Below are 14,977 nucleotides of genomic sequence, written 5' to 3'. Positions count from 1 at the left end.
GAAGATTCTCGACATCTTCGAGGGCACCCAGCAGATCCAGCAGCTGATCGTCGCACGCCGCCTGCTCGGAAAGTCGTCCGCCGAACTGAAATAGCAGTTCAGACGCTAGAAATGATTGTGCCTCCACCCCTCTCGCTCTCTTGAGCAAGAGGGGTGGACTCGTCTCCCTCGATGATACTTTCGCCGCCCGTCCCGACTCGGTCCCGGCTCAGCGCTTCATCAACCGCGGACCGAGTCCGCTCGTCCTCCCCCGGCCAAAGGTGGGCATAGACCTCAAGCGTGGTCTCCGCCTTCTCGTGGCCGAGTCGGACTTGGACCGTTTTCACCGAAGCCCCGGCATGAATCAGAGCGCTCGCGTAGAAGTGCCGGAGGCTGTGCCAGGTCACTTCGTCATCCAGCCCGCACCGATCACGCAATGCTTGGAACGATTTCCCTACCGTCGACGAAGACCACATACGCTGTTGCGCGGTGAGGAAAACGGGCATCGACCTGTCCGAATTTGGATTCTCCCGCAGCTCGTCGGACAGCGCCCCGATCGCAGCATCGGGCAGTGGGATAACTCTGCTCGCTGCAGCAGTCTTCAGTGGGGCCCAGAGGAACTCCGAAGTGCCGCTCTTCGACTGTTCTGTCACTGCAAGTTCGCGCCGAAGGAAATCCACAGACCGAATGCGAAGTCCTGCGATTTCGCCCGCACGCAATCCGGTCGCCGCTCCAACAATGATCATTCTCGCGAGCGTCTTCTGGGGGGCGATCCAGTTCCGCCCCGTCTGGACGCCGGCACTCGCAGTCTCAACGAGCTGCCAAATCTCATCAGCGTTTAGCAGTTCAGAGCGACTGATTGCGCGGTCGACCTTCCGCCTCTTGGCGATACCTTCGGTTGGCGACTTCAGAAGCAACCCGTCTGCAACGGCCATGTTGAAACACCCGGCAAGCTGACCTTGGAAGTTGCCCACCGTGTTCGGCGCAAGACCGGTACAGCCTTTGACCCAGGGTCTGCCGTTCCGGAGTGAGTGAACCCAAGTGCGGACATCACTCGGACGAACCTTGCCGATCGGTGTTCTTTCTAGTCTTCCGAGATTGCGACCAACCAGCTCGCGAACTTTCCGCGTGCCGTCCGTGGTGGCAGACATTTCCCAGGCCTGCCACAGTTGTCCAACCGTCGTGTCTTGATCGGCCGGATCAATCCACTCGCCTCGACGCAATTCACGTTCACGCTCTGCCGTCCAGGCCTTGGCTTGCTTCTCGAATTCGAAGGTCTTGCTGCGTTCAAGACCGTCCGATCCGACGTATCTAGCAACCCACCGGACCTTACCGCCCCGGATTCGCTTCTGAGGCTTCACGCATTGATCCTTTCTGTCAGCGAGTTACACAACGGCCCACATTTCCCCGGACCCAATGCCTTAGATCCCTTGCGCTGGTACAGATCACGCCAGACATGAACAAGTCGCGGCAGAACCTCCAGATGGTGCGCGATTGCTCCCGTATGGGGGCCGCACGCACGCTCGGCCGCGACAAACGCATCGCCCGAGATTAGGAGCCGGGCCGCATATTCGTCCGCCTGGCGTTCTTGCCTCGCACTCTCACCTTCATCTGGCGAGCACAGATGCCCGTGGTGAGCGTGTCCCAATTCGTGGCTGAGCGCTGTGTTCACCTCAGCCTGTGCCATTCCCGATCGCAAGACGATGCAGCGATGCGAGTGGTAGTACCGGGACGGTTCATCTCTAGGCAGATCGCCCTCGACAACGATGAGACCTGCAGTCGCTGCTGCCAAATAAAGATTGGTCACCTGTGGCAACTCCCGCCTGTCCGTAGTAGCTATGGCACGTAGTCGTGATCGGTGACGTCGTCACCGGGATCACGGTCGTCCTTCTTCATCGCTACGTACGGAAGGCCTTCAAGGTCGTCAAGCGACAAGGGTTGACTTCTTGAAGTCAACTCATGGACGTTGTCATCGAGAGGTTCTCGCGTCACAGACGCCATCCGCCTACCCATCTTCGCAGCGGCTTCGCGGAAATAGACGGGCTCGAGCCGCTTGGCCAACTCGATCGCCAATTCACCATCCGTTGCCGAACCGATCGGTTTTGCATCGTCGTCCTCGACATAGTCCATGACTTCCTTGACGGTCACGTAGTCGAGATCTGCGAGTGCCTGAATCGGGCTGGCCCCACACGCTCGCGCGATGGCAATGACATCTTCGGCGGGCATTCCGTCTTGCAGCCTGCGCGTCACCGTCGTGCGCGAGACGCCGAGAATGTCGGCAATCTCCTCAGCGGTGATGCGCCGCCTCGTGACCTCTTTGACCCAATCCCGTATGTCACCCATGGAACGACCATAGCGTCATTTTTGCTACACCTCAAGACTCACACCTGCATCAATGAACCACAGACGCATCAATATGCGACTTACATGCTTGCCATTAGGTCGAAAATGGATCATAGTTGGCTCATTCGCAAGCAAGGAGGTGCAAAATGGCCCAATTTCGAATCAGCTTGGATGAACTCGAACGCGTGAAGCGGCGCAATCGAATCACGTCACAAGTTGAGCTCGCTTCCGTCACTGGGGTGTCCCGGTCGACATGGAACCGAGCAATGCGTGACGGTGAGCCGTCACGTCAGATCCTCGAGGCGCTCGCCCATCTTGGAGCGGACCCGAGCAAGGTACTTGTTCTGGATGACCTTGGCAAAGAACGGGTTCCGGCATGAACGCGAGCCAAACTCACATGACGGTAAAGGCTATCGCCGAGCGATGGGACTGCCATGTCGGAGTCGTCTACCGCCAAATCGCCACCGGAAAGCTCGCTGCACTGCACATCGGACAAGGGAAACGTGTCCCTATCGCCGAGGTTGAGCGGTTCGAGCAAGAAAACACCACAGCTGCAACACGCTGACCCGACAAAAAAGCCGCCAGGTGTCCTACCACCCAGCGGCCAACCGATCACCCTCGAAAGGAATCTAATGCTGAATGATACGGCAACCCTCAGCTACGACGGAATCCCCATCGCAACCGTCGAGCGCGTGAAGCCCGCCATGAAGTCCGATCGCAACTACGGCGGTTACTTCCGATTCGAATACGTCGGCGGCGGAACGGATTCGGCATACGGTGACGAACTACATATCTACGGCGGCAAGCCATGAGCCAGCGCTTGGAAATGACCGAGGCTCAATTACGCGACCGCCTCCAGTACGCGACCACCGTCGTCATCATCGGCGTCAATCCTGACAATCCAACTGAGCGCCTCATGGACGTCGCCGAGCTTCCAGACGGTCGGCCGATCTGCAAGAACACGCAAGCCGTAATGCTGATCGATGCAGCGCAGGCACTCGCCGAGCGCCACGACTGCACCTAAAGCCCCGGTGGCGTCACCCAAGTAAGACCGTTACCCGGCCCAGATGACCGGAAGTCGGCGCCACCGGCTCAATCTCTCCTCTTCATTCCCCCAAGACAGGACCCATTGCGATGACGCATGTCCAAAACCCCCCAATCTTCGAAGAACTCTGGCGCAATCACGTTGCAGCCGAGATCCAGAATCACCCACAGCGTTACATCCTCGGCCAAGGCATCGACGCCGAAGCGAAGGCTCTTGCCGCCGGCGAACTCGCTCGACTCGATTTCGAAGAAGAGAGCGAAGCTGAACCTGTACTCGCCGAGTTCACGGCCGACGAAGTCGACAGGGTGGCCGGCGATATGCGGTCAGCTCTCTTGATTTGGATCACGTGCCTATCCCTTGCGGCATTCTTCGGCTTCGTCGCGTGGGCTGCAGTGGTGTCGGCATGAGCGATTCTCCGACCCTCCGCGACATGGCACTCGCACTCGATGACCACGCGATCGAGATGACTAAGGAAGGCGACCACGAGGAAGCTCTCGCTGCCGTCACGTTGGCCATGGCACTTGAAAGCCGCCACCGTCAGACTCTCGACGTCGGTTGGCCGAAGTCATGAGCGACCTCGACGCCGAGGGTGTCATCTTCGAGATCGTCGAAAACCTACCCAAGGTCGAAGGTTTCGGCTCCTGGACTCAAACGACGATGGACACCTTCGCCAACGCAAAGGCACTCGGCCTCGCTACCGCGTACATCGAGATCACTACTCCTGCTGGCGACGACGACATGATCCACCTCGTTGCCGACGAGGTCGCCACTCAGCTGCAGCACACTCCCGAGTTTGGCGCAGCAATGGATCACGCCTACGAAATGACCGATCACAAGAACGGGGGCTGAGATGAATCTCCTTGCAGCTAAGTCCAACCCCGGTGCACGCGTCATCTACACCAATCCATCAACTCGCGAGAAGGAATCCGGCGTCATCTCCCACTGCGACGAGAAGTACGCCTACGTCTACTACGGCGACCCGCCGATCATTCACCCAACTCACCCCGACAACCTCGAATTTGACAGGAGCCGTAGATGACTGGATATCAGCATCTCGACCTGGGCGTGGACCCATTCTCCGAAGACCGCCTTCCCGCCGATCCTGACCCCTTCCATGAGCACGACCCCCGCGACGATGCACCGGAGTGGCGACGATGAGCGAGCTCACGGACGGATTCAACCGCACCCAGATGTCTCGCGAAGGCAACAAGATCCGCATCGACTGCTTCATTGACGACCGGTTCGTCTACAGCGCACTGCATCCCATCCAGGATTTCTCCAACTCATTCACCGAGGTGATTGCATGACCGCACCAACCTTGATCGAACTCCCAGAACTGGAACAGGGCACGGACGAGTGGCACGACCAGCGCCGCGGCATCGTGACGGCATCGGTCGTCGGCAAGCTCGTGACCTCGAAGACGCTCAAGCCTGCAAGCAACGACGAGTCTCGTGGACTGACTCGACTTCTCACTGCCGAGCGCATCACCGGATGGACAGACCCGACGTTCGTCAGTGACGACATGATGCGCGGCATCGAGGACGAGCCGAAAGCTCGAGCCAAGTACGCCGAGCACTACAACGTGACGGTCCGCGAAACCGGCTTCATGATTCGCGACGACAACGGGGTCAAGATCGGATACTCGCCCGACGGCCTGGTCGGTGACGATGGACTGATCGAGGCCAAGTCGCGCCGGCAGAAGAAGCATCTTGAAACCATCCTGTCGGGCCACCCGCCGATCGAGAACATGGCCCAGATGCAGTGCGGTCTACTGGTTTCCGAGCGCAAGTGGTGCGACTACATCAGCTATTGCGGCGGCATGCCGATGTGGATCAGTCGCGTCTACCCGGACCAGCGATGGTTTGACGCCATTCTCGCCGCCGTCGACGCGTTCGAGGCGAGCTCGGCCGAAATGATCCGGCTCTACATGGAGTCGATCGCCGGATTCCCCATGACCGAGCGCACCTTCACGGAAATGGAGTTTGAGTGATGAATGTCGACCTCGTTGCAGCAGCAGCACCGCGGTCCGATCAGATCAACGCCGACGACCTCATCGGCGGACCGCAGATCGTCACCATTACCGAGGTGCGCAAGGGCAACAGTGAGCAGCCCGTCGAGATCGTCACCGCCGAGTTCGGACCAGGCAGGCCGTATCGACCAGGCAAGAGCATGATTCGCGTCCTCCTCGAAGTGTGGGGAAAGAAATCCGGAACGTACGTCGGCCGCAGACTCGTGATCTACCGCGACCCGGAAATCACGTTCGGCCCCAGCAAGGTTGGCGGAATCCGAATCAGCCACATGTCGAACCTCGACAAGCCCAAGTCCATTCCGCTCACGAAGACGCGAGGCAAGAAGGAGTTGTTCAAGGTAGAGCCACTACCTGACGCCCCGCCGACAATCACCAACGAGCAGGCGGCCGAGATCGCAGATGGAATCTCCCAGGCTTCCGACCGCGACGAACTCAATGCGATTGCCGGACAACTCAAGACGTTCGACCTCGCCAACCATCGCGACCCCCTCTTCGAGCTTTGGAAGGCCCGCCTTGCCGAGCTCGAGAACCCCCAGATCCAAGAACCCGGCGAATCCGCCACAACAGAAGGAGATTCACAGTGAGCGCTCAACCCCTGATCGAAGAGGCCCGCGTCAAGTTCACGGGCCTGTCCGCCGAATCGTTCGAGGAGAAGGAGATCGGCACCAAGGTCACGTTCACGATCGCCGGAACCGTCTCGGGTCACAGTCAGTCGCAGCAGTCCCACGAGGGTATGCGGCGTGTCCAGACGATCAAGGTTGACCGCGTGCTGACGGGTGTCGACCACGCGATTGACGACGTCGAAGAGGAGCAGCCGAGCCTCTACGACACGCCCAGCGAGTCGGAACCCGACGACGAAACCTCATCGAACGTATCGGATTTCACCGGCCCAACCTTCTCGTCTGACGACTAACCAAACCCGGCAGCAGATCTCGGGCCGCCGTCGTATTGGCGGCGGCCCGCTTATGAACAAGGAGTTGTCCACAATGACTGAAAGTCGGATCGAGAAGCTGACAAGGATCGGACAGGAGATGGCGGCAGCCGTCGCCGAGATGCGCGCCGATGCCGCTGACGTCACCAGCCAAAACCCTGAAACTGCAGCACTCGTCGAAGAGCTCTCCGTGACGTGCGATCGGTGGTCGCAATGGGAGGAGGTGGCCGCGGTCGCTCTCACACATCTCCAGTCCGCCGGCCGTCTCATCCCTGCCGGCGGTATGGCACTCACAGCCGAGGAGTGGGCAGACGTTCAAACGGTGTCGAACTGCGCAGTGCAGTACGGCAACATTGCGAGCCGGGGAGCCGCGTACAGGCTCGCTGTCCGCTTCCCGGCAACCGAACCCGCCGAGGATGGTTGGGGTGACGTGAACCCGAACGATCCACAGGGCCGCACGTACCGCGAGACCGCTGAGGAGTACTACTCCGCCCCTGCCGAACCCGCCGAGGAGGAGACGAAGGCGGATCCGTTCAAGGCGCTGCACGACGTGATCTCGTTCAGCAGCATGGACTTCGGGTCAGCAAGCGACGTCGCCTGGATGTACGGCATCGTCGTCGGCTGGGACAACGACGACCCCGACGAGGGCGAACACCCGCACGCCGCAATGTGGTCGATTGCCCAGCGTTTCAACTGGCCGCACCGGAAGGTGGAGGAGCTGAGGAACCTGCGTGCCGAGTGGGTGCGTCGAACCTCCTCGCCGGTTGTCCCTGCCCCCACCGAAACCGGACCGTGGCAGACATGGCAGGAAGCGCCGGAGGGTGTGCAGTACTACGGCATCAACGGATGGGGACCCACTTACTACGTGAACCGCGATGGTGTGCGGTACAGGGTTTTCGACGGCACGCCCTCCAAGACGGAGGATTACGTCGTGCAGAACTTCGCCCCATTCGTTGCGGCCGAGGAGGGGCGAGCATGAGCGAGCAACTGGACATGTTCGATACCCGTGACTATGACGCCGAAGCTGAAGCGAAAGCGGCATGGAAGTCTCGCATGATCCCAGCCGAATGGGTCGCACCCGAGGATTGCATGGCCGGGCCTGCCGGCACTGTCGTCCAAGGATGGAAGTGCCCAGCCTGCGGGAAGATTGAGATCAACGGATTCGTCTTGTCAATCAATCACGGCATCGATCCGGACATACCTGGCCGCGAAGACCTCCTCGATCACTGCATCAGCATGGACCTTCGGAGGGTGTCGTGAGTGGGGTGGATGTTGAGCACACGAAAGCGCAACTGGCGGATGTGCGTGTGGTTCTTGCGCCGAGCCGTGTAAGCCTTGCGGTCCCGACGGCAAGTCCGATGGACGCTGCACGGCAGGCGCTCAACATCGCCACCGCCCTGGTTGCAGCTGTCGAGCGAGTCCAAGCACTGCACACGCCCGACGACAGTTTCTGTACGGAATGCCACCAGATCTACCCCTGCGACACCCGCCGAGCATTGGAGGCACCATGAATAATCGTCCAGTTGTATCCACCACCGCCACAATGAATGTCAGCCGACTAACGCTCGACGTGTTGGAACAGTTCGTTAACGCGACACGGGATTGGCCTCGGGATGCGGTCGTGAAAATCACTCAGACTTCACACCGGAACGAATCGAACACATGCATCACGGCCACACTCGACGGTGCGTCGTGACCGCGCCTGATCCGGGGTTGACCGACAAACGCTGCCCCGTCTGCTGGCGACCCATTCCCGTTGCGGATGACTGGCGATTCGCACGCCACCGCGACAAGGCCGGCAATTCCTGCCCGATGTCCAAGCGCTACGTCGAGCGCGCCGAACGAGATGCACCTGAACCGCTCCCAGGAAAGGAGATCGCAAATCATGGCCAGCGAATTCACGCGGATGAACCGAGACATTTGGTCCAGTGACGAGTTTCTCGACCTATCCGCGTCCGCGCAGCACCTCTACTTCGTACTGTGGACGCACCCGAATCTGAGCTTCTGTGGATCGGTCGAATGGCACCCCGGCAAGCTCTCAACCCGCGCGTCCGACCTCACTCCGGAACTCGTGATCGAAGCCGGAATGGAGCTCGCGAGGAACCTTTTCATCGTCGTCGATCCGGAGACCGAGGAAGTCCTCGTGCGGTCGTGGATCAAGCACGACGGACTATGCAGGCAGCCGAACATGGCCGTCGCAATGTCAAAGGACCGGGCGAATCTATCCTCCCGAAGTCTGCGTGGCGTAGTGGTTCACGAGGTCTCAAAGTTGCGCATCGCCGAGCCGGATCTGTCAGCTTGGAAGCGGGATCAAGTCGTCAATCTGTTGGGCCAGAACGCCATTGATCCAGCCGGATTGTTGGCCTCGAACCCCTGGCTGAAGGGTTCCGTTAACCCCTCGCGAAACCCTTCCGTAAAGGGTTCGTTTAACCCTTCCGGAAACCCCTCGGGAAACCCTAAACCGAAGGGTCCCGTTAACCCCGGCCGAACTACTACTACTGCTACAGCTACTCAAACTCCAACTACAAAAGAAGAAGAAAGTAGTTACGTAAGTACGGAAGGTTACGACGCGAGCGCAATCGAACCCCCACCCCGCTACTGCCCTCAGCACATTGACGAACCGACGACGAGCCCGTGCCATGCCTGCGGCGAAGCACGGCGCGCTCGCGAAGTCTGGGACCGCAACGAAGCCCACGCCGTCAAGCTCGCTCAGTCGTCCGAAGCCAAGCGCCGGGCCAAGTTCATCCAGGACGCGATCGACGAGTGCGAACTGTGCGACGAGCGCGGCTACTTCGGCACGACCGTCTGCGAGCACAACCCCGAGCGGGTCGAGATCAACCGCCGAGGCAAGGCGCGCGTGGATGCCGCTCTCGCCGAGGCCGCGAAACGAAGGGCTGACGATGCGTAACTTCGACGAACTGATCACCCGCGACGAATCGCTCGCCGTGATCTGCACGCACTGCGGCGCCAAGGCCGGCGAGGTGTGCACGACCAAGGATCGCTACGGCAACTCCCATCCGCTGCAGAACTTCCCGGCCCACCCTGCACGCAACCAGCGAGCCGAGCGTCAGAAGCGACTGCGCCAGCTCGACGCCGAACGCGAGGCTCAGCGATGACCACCGTCGTCGGGCTGGACCCGAGCCTCACAGCCGCCGGAATCGCGATTCTGGGCTCTCCTGGCACCACGGACACCCCGAACGTCCCGAAACTCGCCACCGTTGGCGTAAGTGGCTCGGAATCGGCCAACCTTGCCGAGCGGAGCACCCGCATTGGCGACCAGTTCGAGCGAATCATCCGCTCGATGCCCCCGAGCGTCCGTCTCGTCGTCATCGAACAGCTGCCGTTCACCGCGCCGAAATTCGCCGCGAAGTACCAAGAGCGATGCGCGCTCTACTACCGCGTGACCGAGTTCCTGGCGCGTCGCAAGATCCCGGTCGTCGAAGTGGGCGCGACGACGCTCAAGAAGTACGCAACGGGCGACGGCAGGGCTGACAAGCGTGAGGTCGTCAACGCCATGCGCGATCTATGGCCGCACGCGAAGGTCCGCAACGACAACGAGGCTGACGCATTGGCGCTCGCGACGATGGGTGCAATGCGTCTCGGCTGGCACGAACCCGAAATGGTGCATCACTTTTCGCCGAATGTGAACTGGACAGGACTGAACCGATGACCGACATCATCGACGAGATCGACGCGCTGGTCGACGAACAGCTAAGCGGCTACCACGACCGAAGTGGCTACGACTACAACGTGAATCAGCAGAAGTGCTGGCACTGCGGACGAGAGTGGCATGGTCTGCAGATCACTACACGCATGGAGGGGATGCGCCGAGTTCGGTGGTACGACGAGAACTATCGATATGCGGAGGACGACAGCCAGATCCTCTGCCCTGGATCTCATTTCATTGGTCCGTGGGCAACGAAAAGCCAGCTCGCTTGGATTCGGAGCAACAACGAAAAGACTCTGAAGCTCCAAACTGATCTGACTCTCCGCAAGGTGTTTCCCGCCGCGACCGTGTATGACCCAGTTCCAGATATGCCCGTCCTTGAGCCCTGGCTGCACGACCATGCAGTCGCCGAAGTCTCGCCGCCGTCGATGGGCGCCTTTCGGGAGCGGTACTGGTTGGGCGTGGGCGGACGAATCCAGGACGGTGTTCTCACGAGGGCGATAGAGCGCACAGAGGCCAGGCAAGAGGGCGTGTTCGCGCCGAACACCTACGGCGGTCTGCAAGAGCCTGACTACATGGGTGCGATCGGTCGAATTCTCGACGAGGGCAGGCCGTACAGGTACGGCGAAGACTTCTCGTTTGCAGATCAGACGATTCCACCCGAGATGCAGTTCCCGCGAGAATGGCCCGGCTTTGCAGGCGCACTCCGACGCATCCTTGCGAGCCCGAATCCTTTCCTTGCCACAGAGGCTCAACATGGGCAACAGGCCGAACCCGACACCCGCACACCACAAGAGCGCGCACTTCCTCGGCCGAGTTCGACACCGCCGATGTGGGCAGTCGACGCCGGCCGACAGCGCAGGACTAGCACTAATTCACGACGGAGGCACCGATGAGACGCGTAATCAGCATTCTCGACGCCGAAGCCTCTGCGGGCTCGTCTGCCGCGGTCCCAGCGTATGAACTGGCTTGCGGGAGTCTCAAGCCGATAGCGGCCCCAGACCTCGACGCAGCGCTACGGACGCTCTTCAGCCAAAGGCCTCAAAGCAACTCCATCCCAGTCCTTTGGAAGGCGAGACGGCTTTACCGCCTCAACCTCCTGTCCTCCCTTGTACATCTTCATGCCGAGATCACCCGAATACATGGCGTATTGGATCTGCGCTTCCAGCCATGCGCAACTTTTGATCGCGTCATCCAGCTGGGAGCGAGTAATCGTTGTCCAATTCACTTCGGGTTCCGACGCGCTCGTCAGGATGGTGGGAGTGATTCGCACTTCATCCTTGGAAACAGCTTCGACCCGGGCAGCGTGCGCCGACTGATCGCGCAGTTTCTTCACGTCCGCGTAGATGGTGCTGAAGCAGCTCAAATCAGCCTCGCTGGAAATGTCAGAGGCTATCTTCTGGACGAGTTTGGGGCGTTCGCTATCTCGGATACGACTGACGGCGCCGTCCCAGAAGAAGGTAGCGGCATTGGGAATGCGCTTTTCCAGGAAGCGCGTTGCCAGGTGCTCGTCGATGTAGTTCTGGATATGGGCGAATGCACCGAGGAATCGAAACAAGAGGGCATGGATGTCGTCACCCTGGCCGCCAATCGGAATTGTCATGGCCGACACAGTATCCGCTTCGTCCTAGTCCGCACCGCCTCGGGAAGGAACCGATGAACGTCGATTGCGCCAATTGTGGCCGAGCCGTCACTGACGGGCTCGAATTATGCACGCCCTGCGTCAATTCACTGCTGCAGGAGTTGCGCGCAGTGCCGGGCCTCGTGTCCGACATGACGATCACCCGCGCACGACTCGACCGGATGAGTAGCGGCCTTGTTCGCGGCAAGAGCGCAGAGACTGCACTACCGATCAGACTCGATCAGTACGACAATCGGCCAACGCAATTTCCGCTCGACAATCTGACGAACGAGGTTGTTACCTGGTCCAGGCTCGCTGCCGAAGAGCTTGGGCAAGCGGAGGAATTCAACGCGGCGATCTTGGGAGCCGGACTGCGGCAGATGGTCCACAATCAGCGACATCGTCGTCGCGATCCGGCTTGGTTGTCGACCGAGACCGCCGTCGACGCCGAGATGGCTGCGATCTGGCTGGCCGACTATGCCGAAGGGGTGCAGAAGTTGCCGGCCATTGTCGAGATGCATGACGCAATCACCAGCGCGATTGCCCGCTGCCGCAAAGCGATCGACCGACTTCCCGAGTTGTCGTACAAGGGGCCGTGTCCACATGTGGGTTACGACGAGGAGCGGCAGCCATTCACCTGCTCGGCCGACCTGTACGTCGAACGCGGAGAGGATTACGTGAGCTGCCCGCGCTGCTGGACGCATCACCGGGTGAGGGATCTCGAAACGGCCATGATTCAAACCGTGAACGATCAGCTGTTCACGCTCGCCGAGATTGAGCGACTACTACGCGAACTCAATGAGCCGATCCCAATCGGAACGATGTATTCGTGGCATTCACGCAACGTGATCGAGCCGCGGGCATGGCGTCAGGCAGACGGCACGCATTCGAACTTTTGGATGCGGCGATCTGACCCGCCGCTGTTCCGGCTGGGGGATATTCGAGATGCTCGAGTTAATGCGGCTTCCATGTAGTGACGTCGGCGATCGGTCGTCGGTCGCAGTGGCTACGATGACCGATCACCCACGAGAGGGATGCGATGAACGACTTGCCCGTGCTTCTAGCTCAGGACGTACCCGAATCTCCACTGATGCCGGAGCCTTCTGCCACCATCCCAATTTCGAATGTTCCGCAGATTGTGATCGAGAACCTCCCTCCTACATCGTCGGGTCTCTCTCAGCCCTGGGCAACCGTTATTGCCGGACTTCTTGCGATCGCAGCAGCGACAATTGCCTACTTCGGCATTCGGCACCAGGCGAAACAACATATTCGTGCGACAAAAGCGCTGCTGCGGCAGCAGGGGACTGCGATGATCCGCCAGGAAAAGCAAGCCCAACGTGCAATAGACGCCCAACGTGGACTTCACGACGACGCACAACGAAGACAACAGCGACAGCATGACCAATCGCTTCGTGCGCAGAGGAAGGTAATTGAGATCGAAATCGGATCGGCGGAACGAAAGCAGAACCAGAGCGATCGACTTGATGCACTTATGGACGCGAGTGCAGGCCTGAACGATGCACTGAATGCGTGCCTGACTGTGGCAGCATTCGAGCCAGGAGAAGCCGACGATGACGATCTGCGCGAACTCGCTCGATGCCTGGATCGCTGCTATCTAATCGAGCTGAAACTTCATCTCATTGGAGCGACTCGCGCATCGGCTTCAATTCGAGATGCTATCGCTATCTATCGCCGACTGTTCACATACGATCAACCCAGTCGAAAACAGATCGTTGATGGTTACGAATCGACCCGCGAGTCGTTCCGAACGGAGTTCGAATCGCCTGAACTCCCATCGGAGTCACGACTCATGATCGATGAAAGTTGAAACGTTCCTACCAGCATGCAAGGATGATCCGCAGTGCCACAGGTGTATCTACCCCCTGACTAAGCTATCAACATCACGTATTTCAGAATCACCCCCTGACCGCAATCGGGGGGTGTTTTCGTTGAGTCACCTGAACCACCCAGCCCTGTTGTAGAGTGCCGCCCCTCGCCGGTTGCGCGCTCCGGGGCTGGGTGCACACAGACCCCGCCCCGGTGTAAGACACCGCCCCGTCTCGCGAACCCCGGGGAGCACGGAATCCAAGCACGCACCATGGCCGTTGTCGACGGCTCGCGCGCTGCCTGGGTGGGTCACAACTGAATAGGGATTCTCTGTAGCTCCAAGGTGGTAGAGCACGTCACCTGGTGGCGAGGATGCTGGTTCGAGTCCAGCCAGGGAAACAAAGGGGTGAACAAAGGGGTGGATGACATGCGTCAACCCAAGGGTCTGCCGTTCTGCTGTGGATGGTGGTCGCCATGGTGCTGGATCGATGAGGCACTGCATCGGCTACGCATCCCGATCGAGTGGGTCTGTACCCGACATGACGACGCGATCACCGAGCAATGGGTGGATGGCGATGAGTGAGACCAGAGGGTTCTTCTGGGTTGTGGTCCAACTACTTCGGATGTGGCTGCCACCTATGAACATTGGGCCTTGGCCTGGTGATAGGCACAGGGACTGCGGACAGCCCAGATCGGAGCCGTAACCGTCATGGCATGGACCAATGGAGGCGCAACGCGCACCACCACCAAGGAGCACCGCCGCTGGGCCAAGGCCGTACTGCGACGCGATGGGTACCGATGCGTCGACTGCGGCTACCAGGGCACTGCCGGCAAGGGCGATGTCAACGCCGACCACCAGACCCCCGTCGCATTCGGTGGCAAAACGACCCTCGACAACGGCGCCACTAGATGCGTGCCCTGCCACAAGAAGAAGACGGGCCGTGAAGCGGCCGAAGGGCGTCGTCGAAAGCGTCAGCGGCCTGCTCAGCGCCACCCCGGCGTCCCTGTCGACTGACCACCCTCTGACCTGCCTAGATGGACCGGGGGTACCCCCTCCCCCCTCGTCAAGGGGCCACGGAGGGCATAGGGCCTCAGCCACAGTGTGAAATGCCAGAACTTCCAGCGAAGTTCAGATTCACACCGGTCCGGATTCTGGGCTCGGGGCCAGCGCGGGTTGATCGTTGGGCGTCCGTATCCACCGAGCCCCTGCGACATCTGTGAACACCATCCCAACACGGCTGCGGGCTTGGCTCTCGTCGGCAGGATCGCACCAAAACCACCAGCTGATAACCTCACCGGGTTTGACCGGCCTAATGGTTCGATCCTGCGACACCTGCGTAGGGTGCATCGGATTCTTTGTGATGAGGCGATCTTCGAAATCCGCTGGCACGAATACTTCGACATCGAGCAGCGGAAGTGTCGACGGCCATCGTAAGCTCCCCACTGGCGGCCATTTATGGCGCATTTTGTGGCCATGGTTTCTCCCCGCGTACGGCCAGATAGTTCCCCACCTGCTGTGAGTCAGATTCGGTCCC

General features: G+C 60.0%; 26 protein-coding genes and 1 tRNA gene. 23 read left to right on the top strand and 4 right to left on the bottom strand.

Going from position 1 to position 14,977, the window contains the following annotated elements; all coding sequences use genetic code 11:
* Nucleotides 1-98: 98 nt before the first annotated feature.
* The 3 genes from ASU23_RS02305 to ASU23_RS02300 are packed head-to-tail and all read right to left on the bottom strand — an operon-like array spanning nucleotide 99 to nucleotide 2,322.
* Complete coding sequence (locus ASU23_RS02305) at nucleotides 99-1,340, bottom strand: site-specific integrase (protein WP_058037074.1); 1,242 nt, start codon at nucleotides 1,338-1,340, stop codon at nucleotides 99-101.
* Nucleotides 1,337-1,786, bottom strand: a complete 450-nt coding sequence (locus ASU23_RS35240; protein ID WP_148209191.1) for an ImmA/IrrE family metallo-endopeptidase — start codon at nucleotides 1,784-1,786, stop codon at nucleotides 1,337-1,339. Before ASU23_RS35240 ends, ASU23_RS02305 begins: the two co-directional genes overlap by 4 nt.
* Before the next feature lie 29 nt (nucleotides 1,787-1,815).
* Nucleotides 1,816-2,322 carry an HTH domain-containing protein gene (locus ASU23_RS02300; protein WP_020907198.1) on the bottom strand — a complete coding sequence of 169 codons (507 nt, stop codon included), beginning with the start codon at nucleotides 2,320-2,322 and terminating at the stop codon, nucleotides 1,816-1,818.
* A gap of 397 nt (nucleotides 2,323-2,719) precedes the next feature.
* Here ASU23_RS02300 and ASU23_RS33775 point away from each other — a divergent pair, with 397 nt between their 5' ends.
* The 19 genes from ASU23_RS33775 (at nucleotide 2,720) to ASU23_RS02215 (ending at nucleotide 10,890) form a co-directional block, all read left to right on the top strand.
* The gene (locus ASU23_RS33775; protein ID WP_172826989.1) at nucleotides 2,720-2,887 is read left to right on the top strand and encodes a helix-turn-helix domain-containing protein; all 168 of its coding nucleotides are present in this window, start codon (nucleotides 2,720-2,722) and stop codon (nucleotides 2,885-2,887) included.
* Nucleotides 2,888-2,954: 67 nt separating this feature from the next.
* Entirely contained in the window at nucleotides 2,955-3,134 is a 180-nt protein-coding gene (locus ASU23_RS02290) for a hypothetical protein (RefSeq protein ID WP_058037073.1), read from the top strand.
* Nucleotides 3,131-3,346 carry a hypothetical protein gene (locus ASU23_RS02285; RefSeq protein ID WP_058037072.1) on the top strand — a complete coding sequence of 72 codons (216 nt, stop codon included), beginning with the start codon at nucleotides 3,131-3,133 and terminating at the stop codon, nucleotides 3,344-3,346. The genes ASU23_RS02290 and ASU23_RS02285 overlap by 4 nt, the downstream gene beginning before the upstream one ends.
* Before the next feature lie 110 nt (nucleotides 3,347-3,456).
* Nucleotides 3,457-3,774: a hypothetical protein gene (locus tag ASU23_RS02280; protein WP_058037071.1), complete on the top strand. Its 318-nt coding sequence runs from the start codon at nucleotides 3,457-3,459 to the stop codon at nucleotides 3,772-3,774.
* Entirely contained in the window at nucleotides 3,771-3,938 is a 168-nt protein-coding gene (locus ASU23_RS33770) for a hypothetical protein (RefSeq protein ID WP_156423059.1), read from the top strand. The genes ASU23_RS02280 and ASU23_RS33770 overlap by 4 nt, the downstream gene beginning before the upstream one ends.
* Entirely contained in the window at nucleotides 3,935-4,216 is a 282-nt protein-coding gene (locus ASU23_RS02275; RefSeq protein ID WP_058037070.1) for a hypothetical protein, read from the top strand. The genes ASU23_RS33770 and ASU23_RS02275 overlap by 4 nt, the downstream gene beginning before the upstream one ends.
* 1 nt (nucleotide 4,217) lies before the next feature.
* Nucleotides 4,218-4,406 (top strand): hypothetical protein, encoded by a 189-nt coding sequence (locus ASU23_RS02270; RefSeq protein ID WP_058037069.1) that lies wholly within the window; start codon nucleotides 4,218-4,220, stop codon nucleotides 4,404-4,406.
* The gene (locus tag ASU23_RS35065) at nucleotides 4,403-4,525 is read left to right on the top strand and encodes a hypothetical protein (RefSeq protein ID WP_301336397.1); all 123 of its coding nucleotides are present in this window, start codon (nucleotides 4,403-4,405) and stop codon (nucleotides 4,523-4,525) included. Before ASU23_RS02270 ends, ASU23_RS35065 begins: the two co-directional genes overlap by 4 nt.
* Complete coding sequence (locus ASU23_RS33765; protein WP_156423058.1) at nucleotides 4,522-4,674, top strand: hypothetical protein; 153 nt, start codon at nucleotides 4,522-4,524, stop codon at nucleotides 4,672-4,674. Before ASU23_RS35065 ends, ASU23_RS33765 begins: the two co-directional genes overlap by 4 nt.
* Nucleotides 4,671-5,357, top strand: a complete 687-nt coding sequence (locus ASU23_RS02265; protein ID WP_058037068.1) for a lambda exonuclease family protein — start codon at nucleotides 4,671-4,673, stop codon at nucleotides 5,355-5,357. Before ASU23_RS33765 ends, ASU23_RS02265 begins: the two co-directional genes overlap by 4 nt.
* Entirely contained in the window at nucleotides 5,357-5,980 is a 624-nt protein-coding gene (locus ASU23_RS02260; RefSeq protein WP_058037067.1) for a hypothetical protein, read from the top strand. Before ASU23_RS02265 ends, ASU23_RS02260 begins: the two co-directional genes overlap by 1 nt.
* On the top strand, nucleotides 5,977-6,309 hold the full coding sequence (locus ASU23_RS02255) for a hypothetical protein (protein ID WP_058037066.1): 333 nt from the start codon (nucleotides 5,977-5,979) through the stop codon (nucleotides 6,307-6,309). Before ASU23_RS02260 ends, ASU23_RS02255 begins: the two co-directional genes overlap by 4 nt.
* Before the next feature lie 73 nt (nucleotides 6,310-6,382).
* Nucleotides 6,383-7,306, top strand: a complete 924-nt coding sequence (locus ASU23_RS02250) for a hypothetical protein (protein ID WP_156423057.1) — start codon at nucleotides 6,383-6,385, stop codon at nucleotides 7,304-7,306.
* Nucleotides 7,303-7,587 carry a hypothetical protein gene (locus ASU23_RS02245; protein ID WP_058037064.1) on the top strand — a complete coding sequence of 95 codons (285 nt, stop codon included), beginning with the start codon at nucleotides 7,303-7,305 and terminating at the stop codon, nucleotides 7,585-7,587. Before ASU23_RS02250 ends, ASU23_RS02245 begins: the two co-directional genes overlap by 4 nt.
* Nucleotides 7,584-7,838, top strand: a complete 255-nt coding sequence (locus ASU23_RS02240; RefSeq protein ID WP_156423056.1) for a hypothetical protein — start codon at nucleotides 7,584-7,586, stop codon at nucleotides 7,836-7,838. Before ASU23_RS02245 ends, ASU23_RS02240 begins: the two co-directional genes overlap by 4 nt.
* A gap of 374 nt (nucleotides 7,839-8,212) precedes the next feature.
* The gene (locus tag ASU23_RS02230) at nucleotides 8,213-9,235 is read left to right on the top strand and encodes a hypothetical protein (RefSeq protein WP_058037061.1); all 1,023 of its coding nucleotides are present in this window, start codon (nucleotides 8,213-8,215) and stop codon (nucleotides 9,233-9,235) included.
* The gene (locus ASU23_RS02225) at nucleotides 9,228-9,443 is read left to right on the top strand and encodes a hypothetical protein (RefSeq protein WP_058037060.1); all 216 of its coding nucleotides are present in this window, start codon (nucleotides 9,228-9,230) and stop codon (nucleotides 9,441-9,443) included. Before ASU23_RS02230 ends, ASU23_RS02225 begins: the two co-directional genes overlap by 8 nt.
* Nucleotides 9,440-9,997 (top strand): crossover junction endodeoxyribonuclease RuvC, encoded by a 558-nt coding sequence (locus ASU23_RS02220; protein WP_058037059.1) that lies wholly within the window; start codon nucleotides 9,440-9,442, stop codon nucleotides 9,995-9,997. Before ASU23_RS02225 ends, ASU23_RS02220 begins: the two co-directional genes overlap by 4 nt.
* Complete coding sequence (locus ASU23_RS02215) at nucleotides 9,994-10,890, top strand: hypothetical protein (RefSeq protein ID WP_058037058.1); 897 nt, start codon at nucleotides 9,994-9,996, stop codon at nucleotides 10,888-10,890. Before ASU23_RS02220 ends, ASU23_RS02215 begins: the two co-directional genes overlap by 4 nt.
* 119 nt (nucleotides 10,891-11,009) lie before the next feature.
* On the opposite strand, the gene ASU23_RS02210 is transcribed toward ASU23_RS02215, so the two are convergent.
* The gene (locus ASU23_RS02210; RefSeq protein WP_058037057.1) at nucleotides 11,010-11,597 is read right to left on the bottom strand and encodes a hypothetical protein; all 588 of its coding nucleotides are present in this window, start codon (nucleotides 11,595-11,597) and stop codon (nucleotides 11,010-11,012) included.
* Nucleotides 11,598-11,650: 53 nt separating this feature from the next.
* On the opposite strand from ASU23_RS02210, the gene ASU23_RS02205 reads away from it, so the two are divergent.
* The 4 genes from ASU23_RS02205 (at nucleotide 11,651) to ASU23_RS02190 (ending at nucleotide 14,457) form a co-directional block, all read left to right on the top strand.
* Nucleotides 11,651-12,589, top strand: coding sequence for a hypothetical protein (locus ASU23_RS02205; protein ID WP_058037056.1), 939 nt, complete (start codon nucleotides 11,651-11,653; stop codon nucleotides 12,587-12,589).
* Between the two features lie 65 nt (nucleotides 12,590-12,654).
* On the top strand, nucleotides 12,655-13,443 hold the full coding sequence (locus ASU23_RS02200) for a hypothetical protein (RefSeq protein ID WP_058037055.1): 789 nt from the start codon (nucleotides 12,655-12,657) through the stop codon (nucleotides 13,441-13,443).
* Nucleotides 13,444-13,768: 325 nt separating this feature from the next.
* Nucleotides 13,769-13,841, top strand: a tRNA-OTHER gene (locus tag ASU23_RS02195).
* 310 nt (nucleotides 13,842-14,151) lie between these two features.
* The gene (locus ASU23_RS02190; RefSeq protein ID WP_058037054.1) at nucleotides 14,152-14,457 is read left to right on the top strand and encodes an HNH endonuclease; all 306 of its coding nucleotides are present in this window, start codon (nucleotides 14,152-14,154) and stop codon (nucleotides 14,455-14,457) included.
* The last annotated feature ends 520 nt before the right edge of the window (nucleotides 14,458-14,977 follow it).

Source organism: Rhodococcus sp. KB6 (assembly GCF_001445685.1).
GTDB classification, from domain to species: domain Bacteria; phylum Actinomycetota; class Actinomycetes; order Mycobacteriales; family Mycobacteriaceae; genus Rhodococcus_F; species Rhodococcus_F qingshengii.
This window is presented reverse-complemented; position numbering and strand designations above follow the sequence as displayed.

What these genes read in the sequence shown, in the direction of transcription:
- ASU23_RS02300 (WP_020907198.1), bottom strand. Translation starts at nt 2,322, where the DNA reads ATGGGTGACATACGGGATTGGGTCAAAGAGGTCACGAGGCGGCGCATC.
- ASU23_RS33775 (WP_172826989.1), top strand. Translation starts at nt 2,720, where the DNA reads ATGACGGTAAAGGCTATCGCCGAGCGATGGGACTGCCATGTCGGAGTC.
- ASU23_RS02290 (WP_058037073.1), top strand. Translation starts at nt 2,955, where the DNA reads ATGCTGAATGATACGGCAACCCTCAGCTACGACGGAATCCCCATCGCA.
- ASU23_RS02285 (WP_058037072.1), top strand. Translation starts at nt 3,131, where the DNA reads ATGAGCCAGCGCTTGGAAATGACCGAGGCTCAATTACGCGACCGCCTC.
- ASU23_RS02280 (WP_058037071.1), top strand. Translation starts at nt 3,457, where the DNA reads ATGACGCATGTCCAAAACCCCCCAATCTTCGAAGAACTCTGGCGCAAT.
- ASU23_RS33770 (WP_156423059.1), top strand. Translation starts at nt 3,771, where the DNA reads ATGAGCGATTCTCCGACCCTCCGCGACATGGCACTCGCACTCGATGAC.
- ASU23_RS02275 (WP_058037070.1), top strand. Translation starts at nt 3,935, where the DNA reads ATGAGCGACCTCGACGCCGAGGGTGTCATCTTCGAGATCGTCGAAAAC.
- ASU23_RS02270 (WP_058037069.1), top strand. Translation starts at nt 4,218, where the DNA reads ATGAATCTCCTTGCAGCTAAGTCCAACCCCGGTGCACGCGTCATCTAC.
- ASU23_RS35065 (WP_301336397.1), top strand. Translation starts at nt 4,403, where the DNA reads ATGACTGGATATCAGCATCTCGACCTGGGCGTGGACCCATTCTCCGAA.
- ASU23_RS33765 (WP_156423058.1), top strand. Translation starts at nt 4,522, where the DNA reads ATGAGCGAGCTCACGGACGGATTCAACCGCACCCAGATGTCTCGCGAA.
- ASU23_RS02265 (WP_058037068.1), top strand. Translation starts at nt 4,671, where the DNA reads ATGACCGCACCAACCTTGATCGAACTCCCAGAACTGGAACAGGGCACG.
- ASU23_RS02260 (WP_058037067.1), top strand. Translation starts at nt 5,357, where the DNA reads ATGAATGTCGACCTCGTTGCAGCAGCAGCACCGCGGTCCGATCAGATC.
- ASU23_RS02250 (WP_156423057.1), top strand. Translation starts at nt 6,383, where the DNA reads ATGACTGAAAGTCGGATCGAGAAGCTGACAAGGATCGGACAGGAGATG.
- ASU23_RS02245 (WP_058037064.1), top strand. Translation starts at nt 7,303, where the DNA reads ATGAGCGAGCAACTGGACATGTTCGATACCCGTGACTATGACGCCGAA.
- ASU23_RS02230 (WP_058037061.1), top strand. Translation starts at nt 8,213, where the DNA reads ATGGCCAGCGAATTCACGCGGATGAACCGAGACATTTGGTCCAGTGAC.
- ASU23_RS02225 (WP_058037060.1), top strand. Translation starts at nt 9,228, where the DNA reads ATGCGTAACTTCGACGAACTGATCACCCGCGACGAATCGCTCGCCGTG.
- ASU23_RS02220 (WP_058037059.1), top strand. Translation starts at nt 9,440, where the DNA reads ATGACCACCGTCGTCGGGCTGGACCCGAGCCTCACAGCCGCCGGAATC.
- ASU23_RS02215 (WP_058037058.1), top strand. Translation starts at nt 9,994, where the DNA reads ATGACCGACATCATCGACGAGATCGACGCGCTGGTCGACGAACAGCTA.
- ASU23_RS02210 (WP_058037057.1), bottom strand. Translation starts at nt 11,597, where the DNA reads ATGACAATTCCGATTGGCGGCCAGGGTGACGACATCCATGCCCTCTTG.
- ASU23_RS02205 (WP_058037056.1), top strand. Translation starts at nt 11,651, where the DNA reads ATGAACGTCGATTGCGCCAATTGTGGCCGAGCCGTCACTGACGGGCTC.
- ASU23_RS02200 (WP_058037055.1), top strand. Translation starts at nt 12,655, where the DNA reads ATGAACGACTTGCCCGTGCTTCTAGCTCAGGACGTACCCGAATCTCCA.
- ASU23_RS02190 (WP_058037054.1), top strand. Translation starts at nt 14,152, where the DNA reads ATGGCATGGACCAATGGAGGCGCAACGCGCACCACCACCAAGGAGCAC.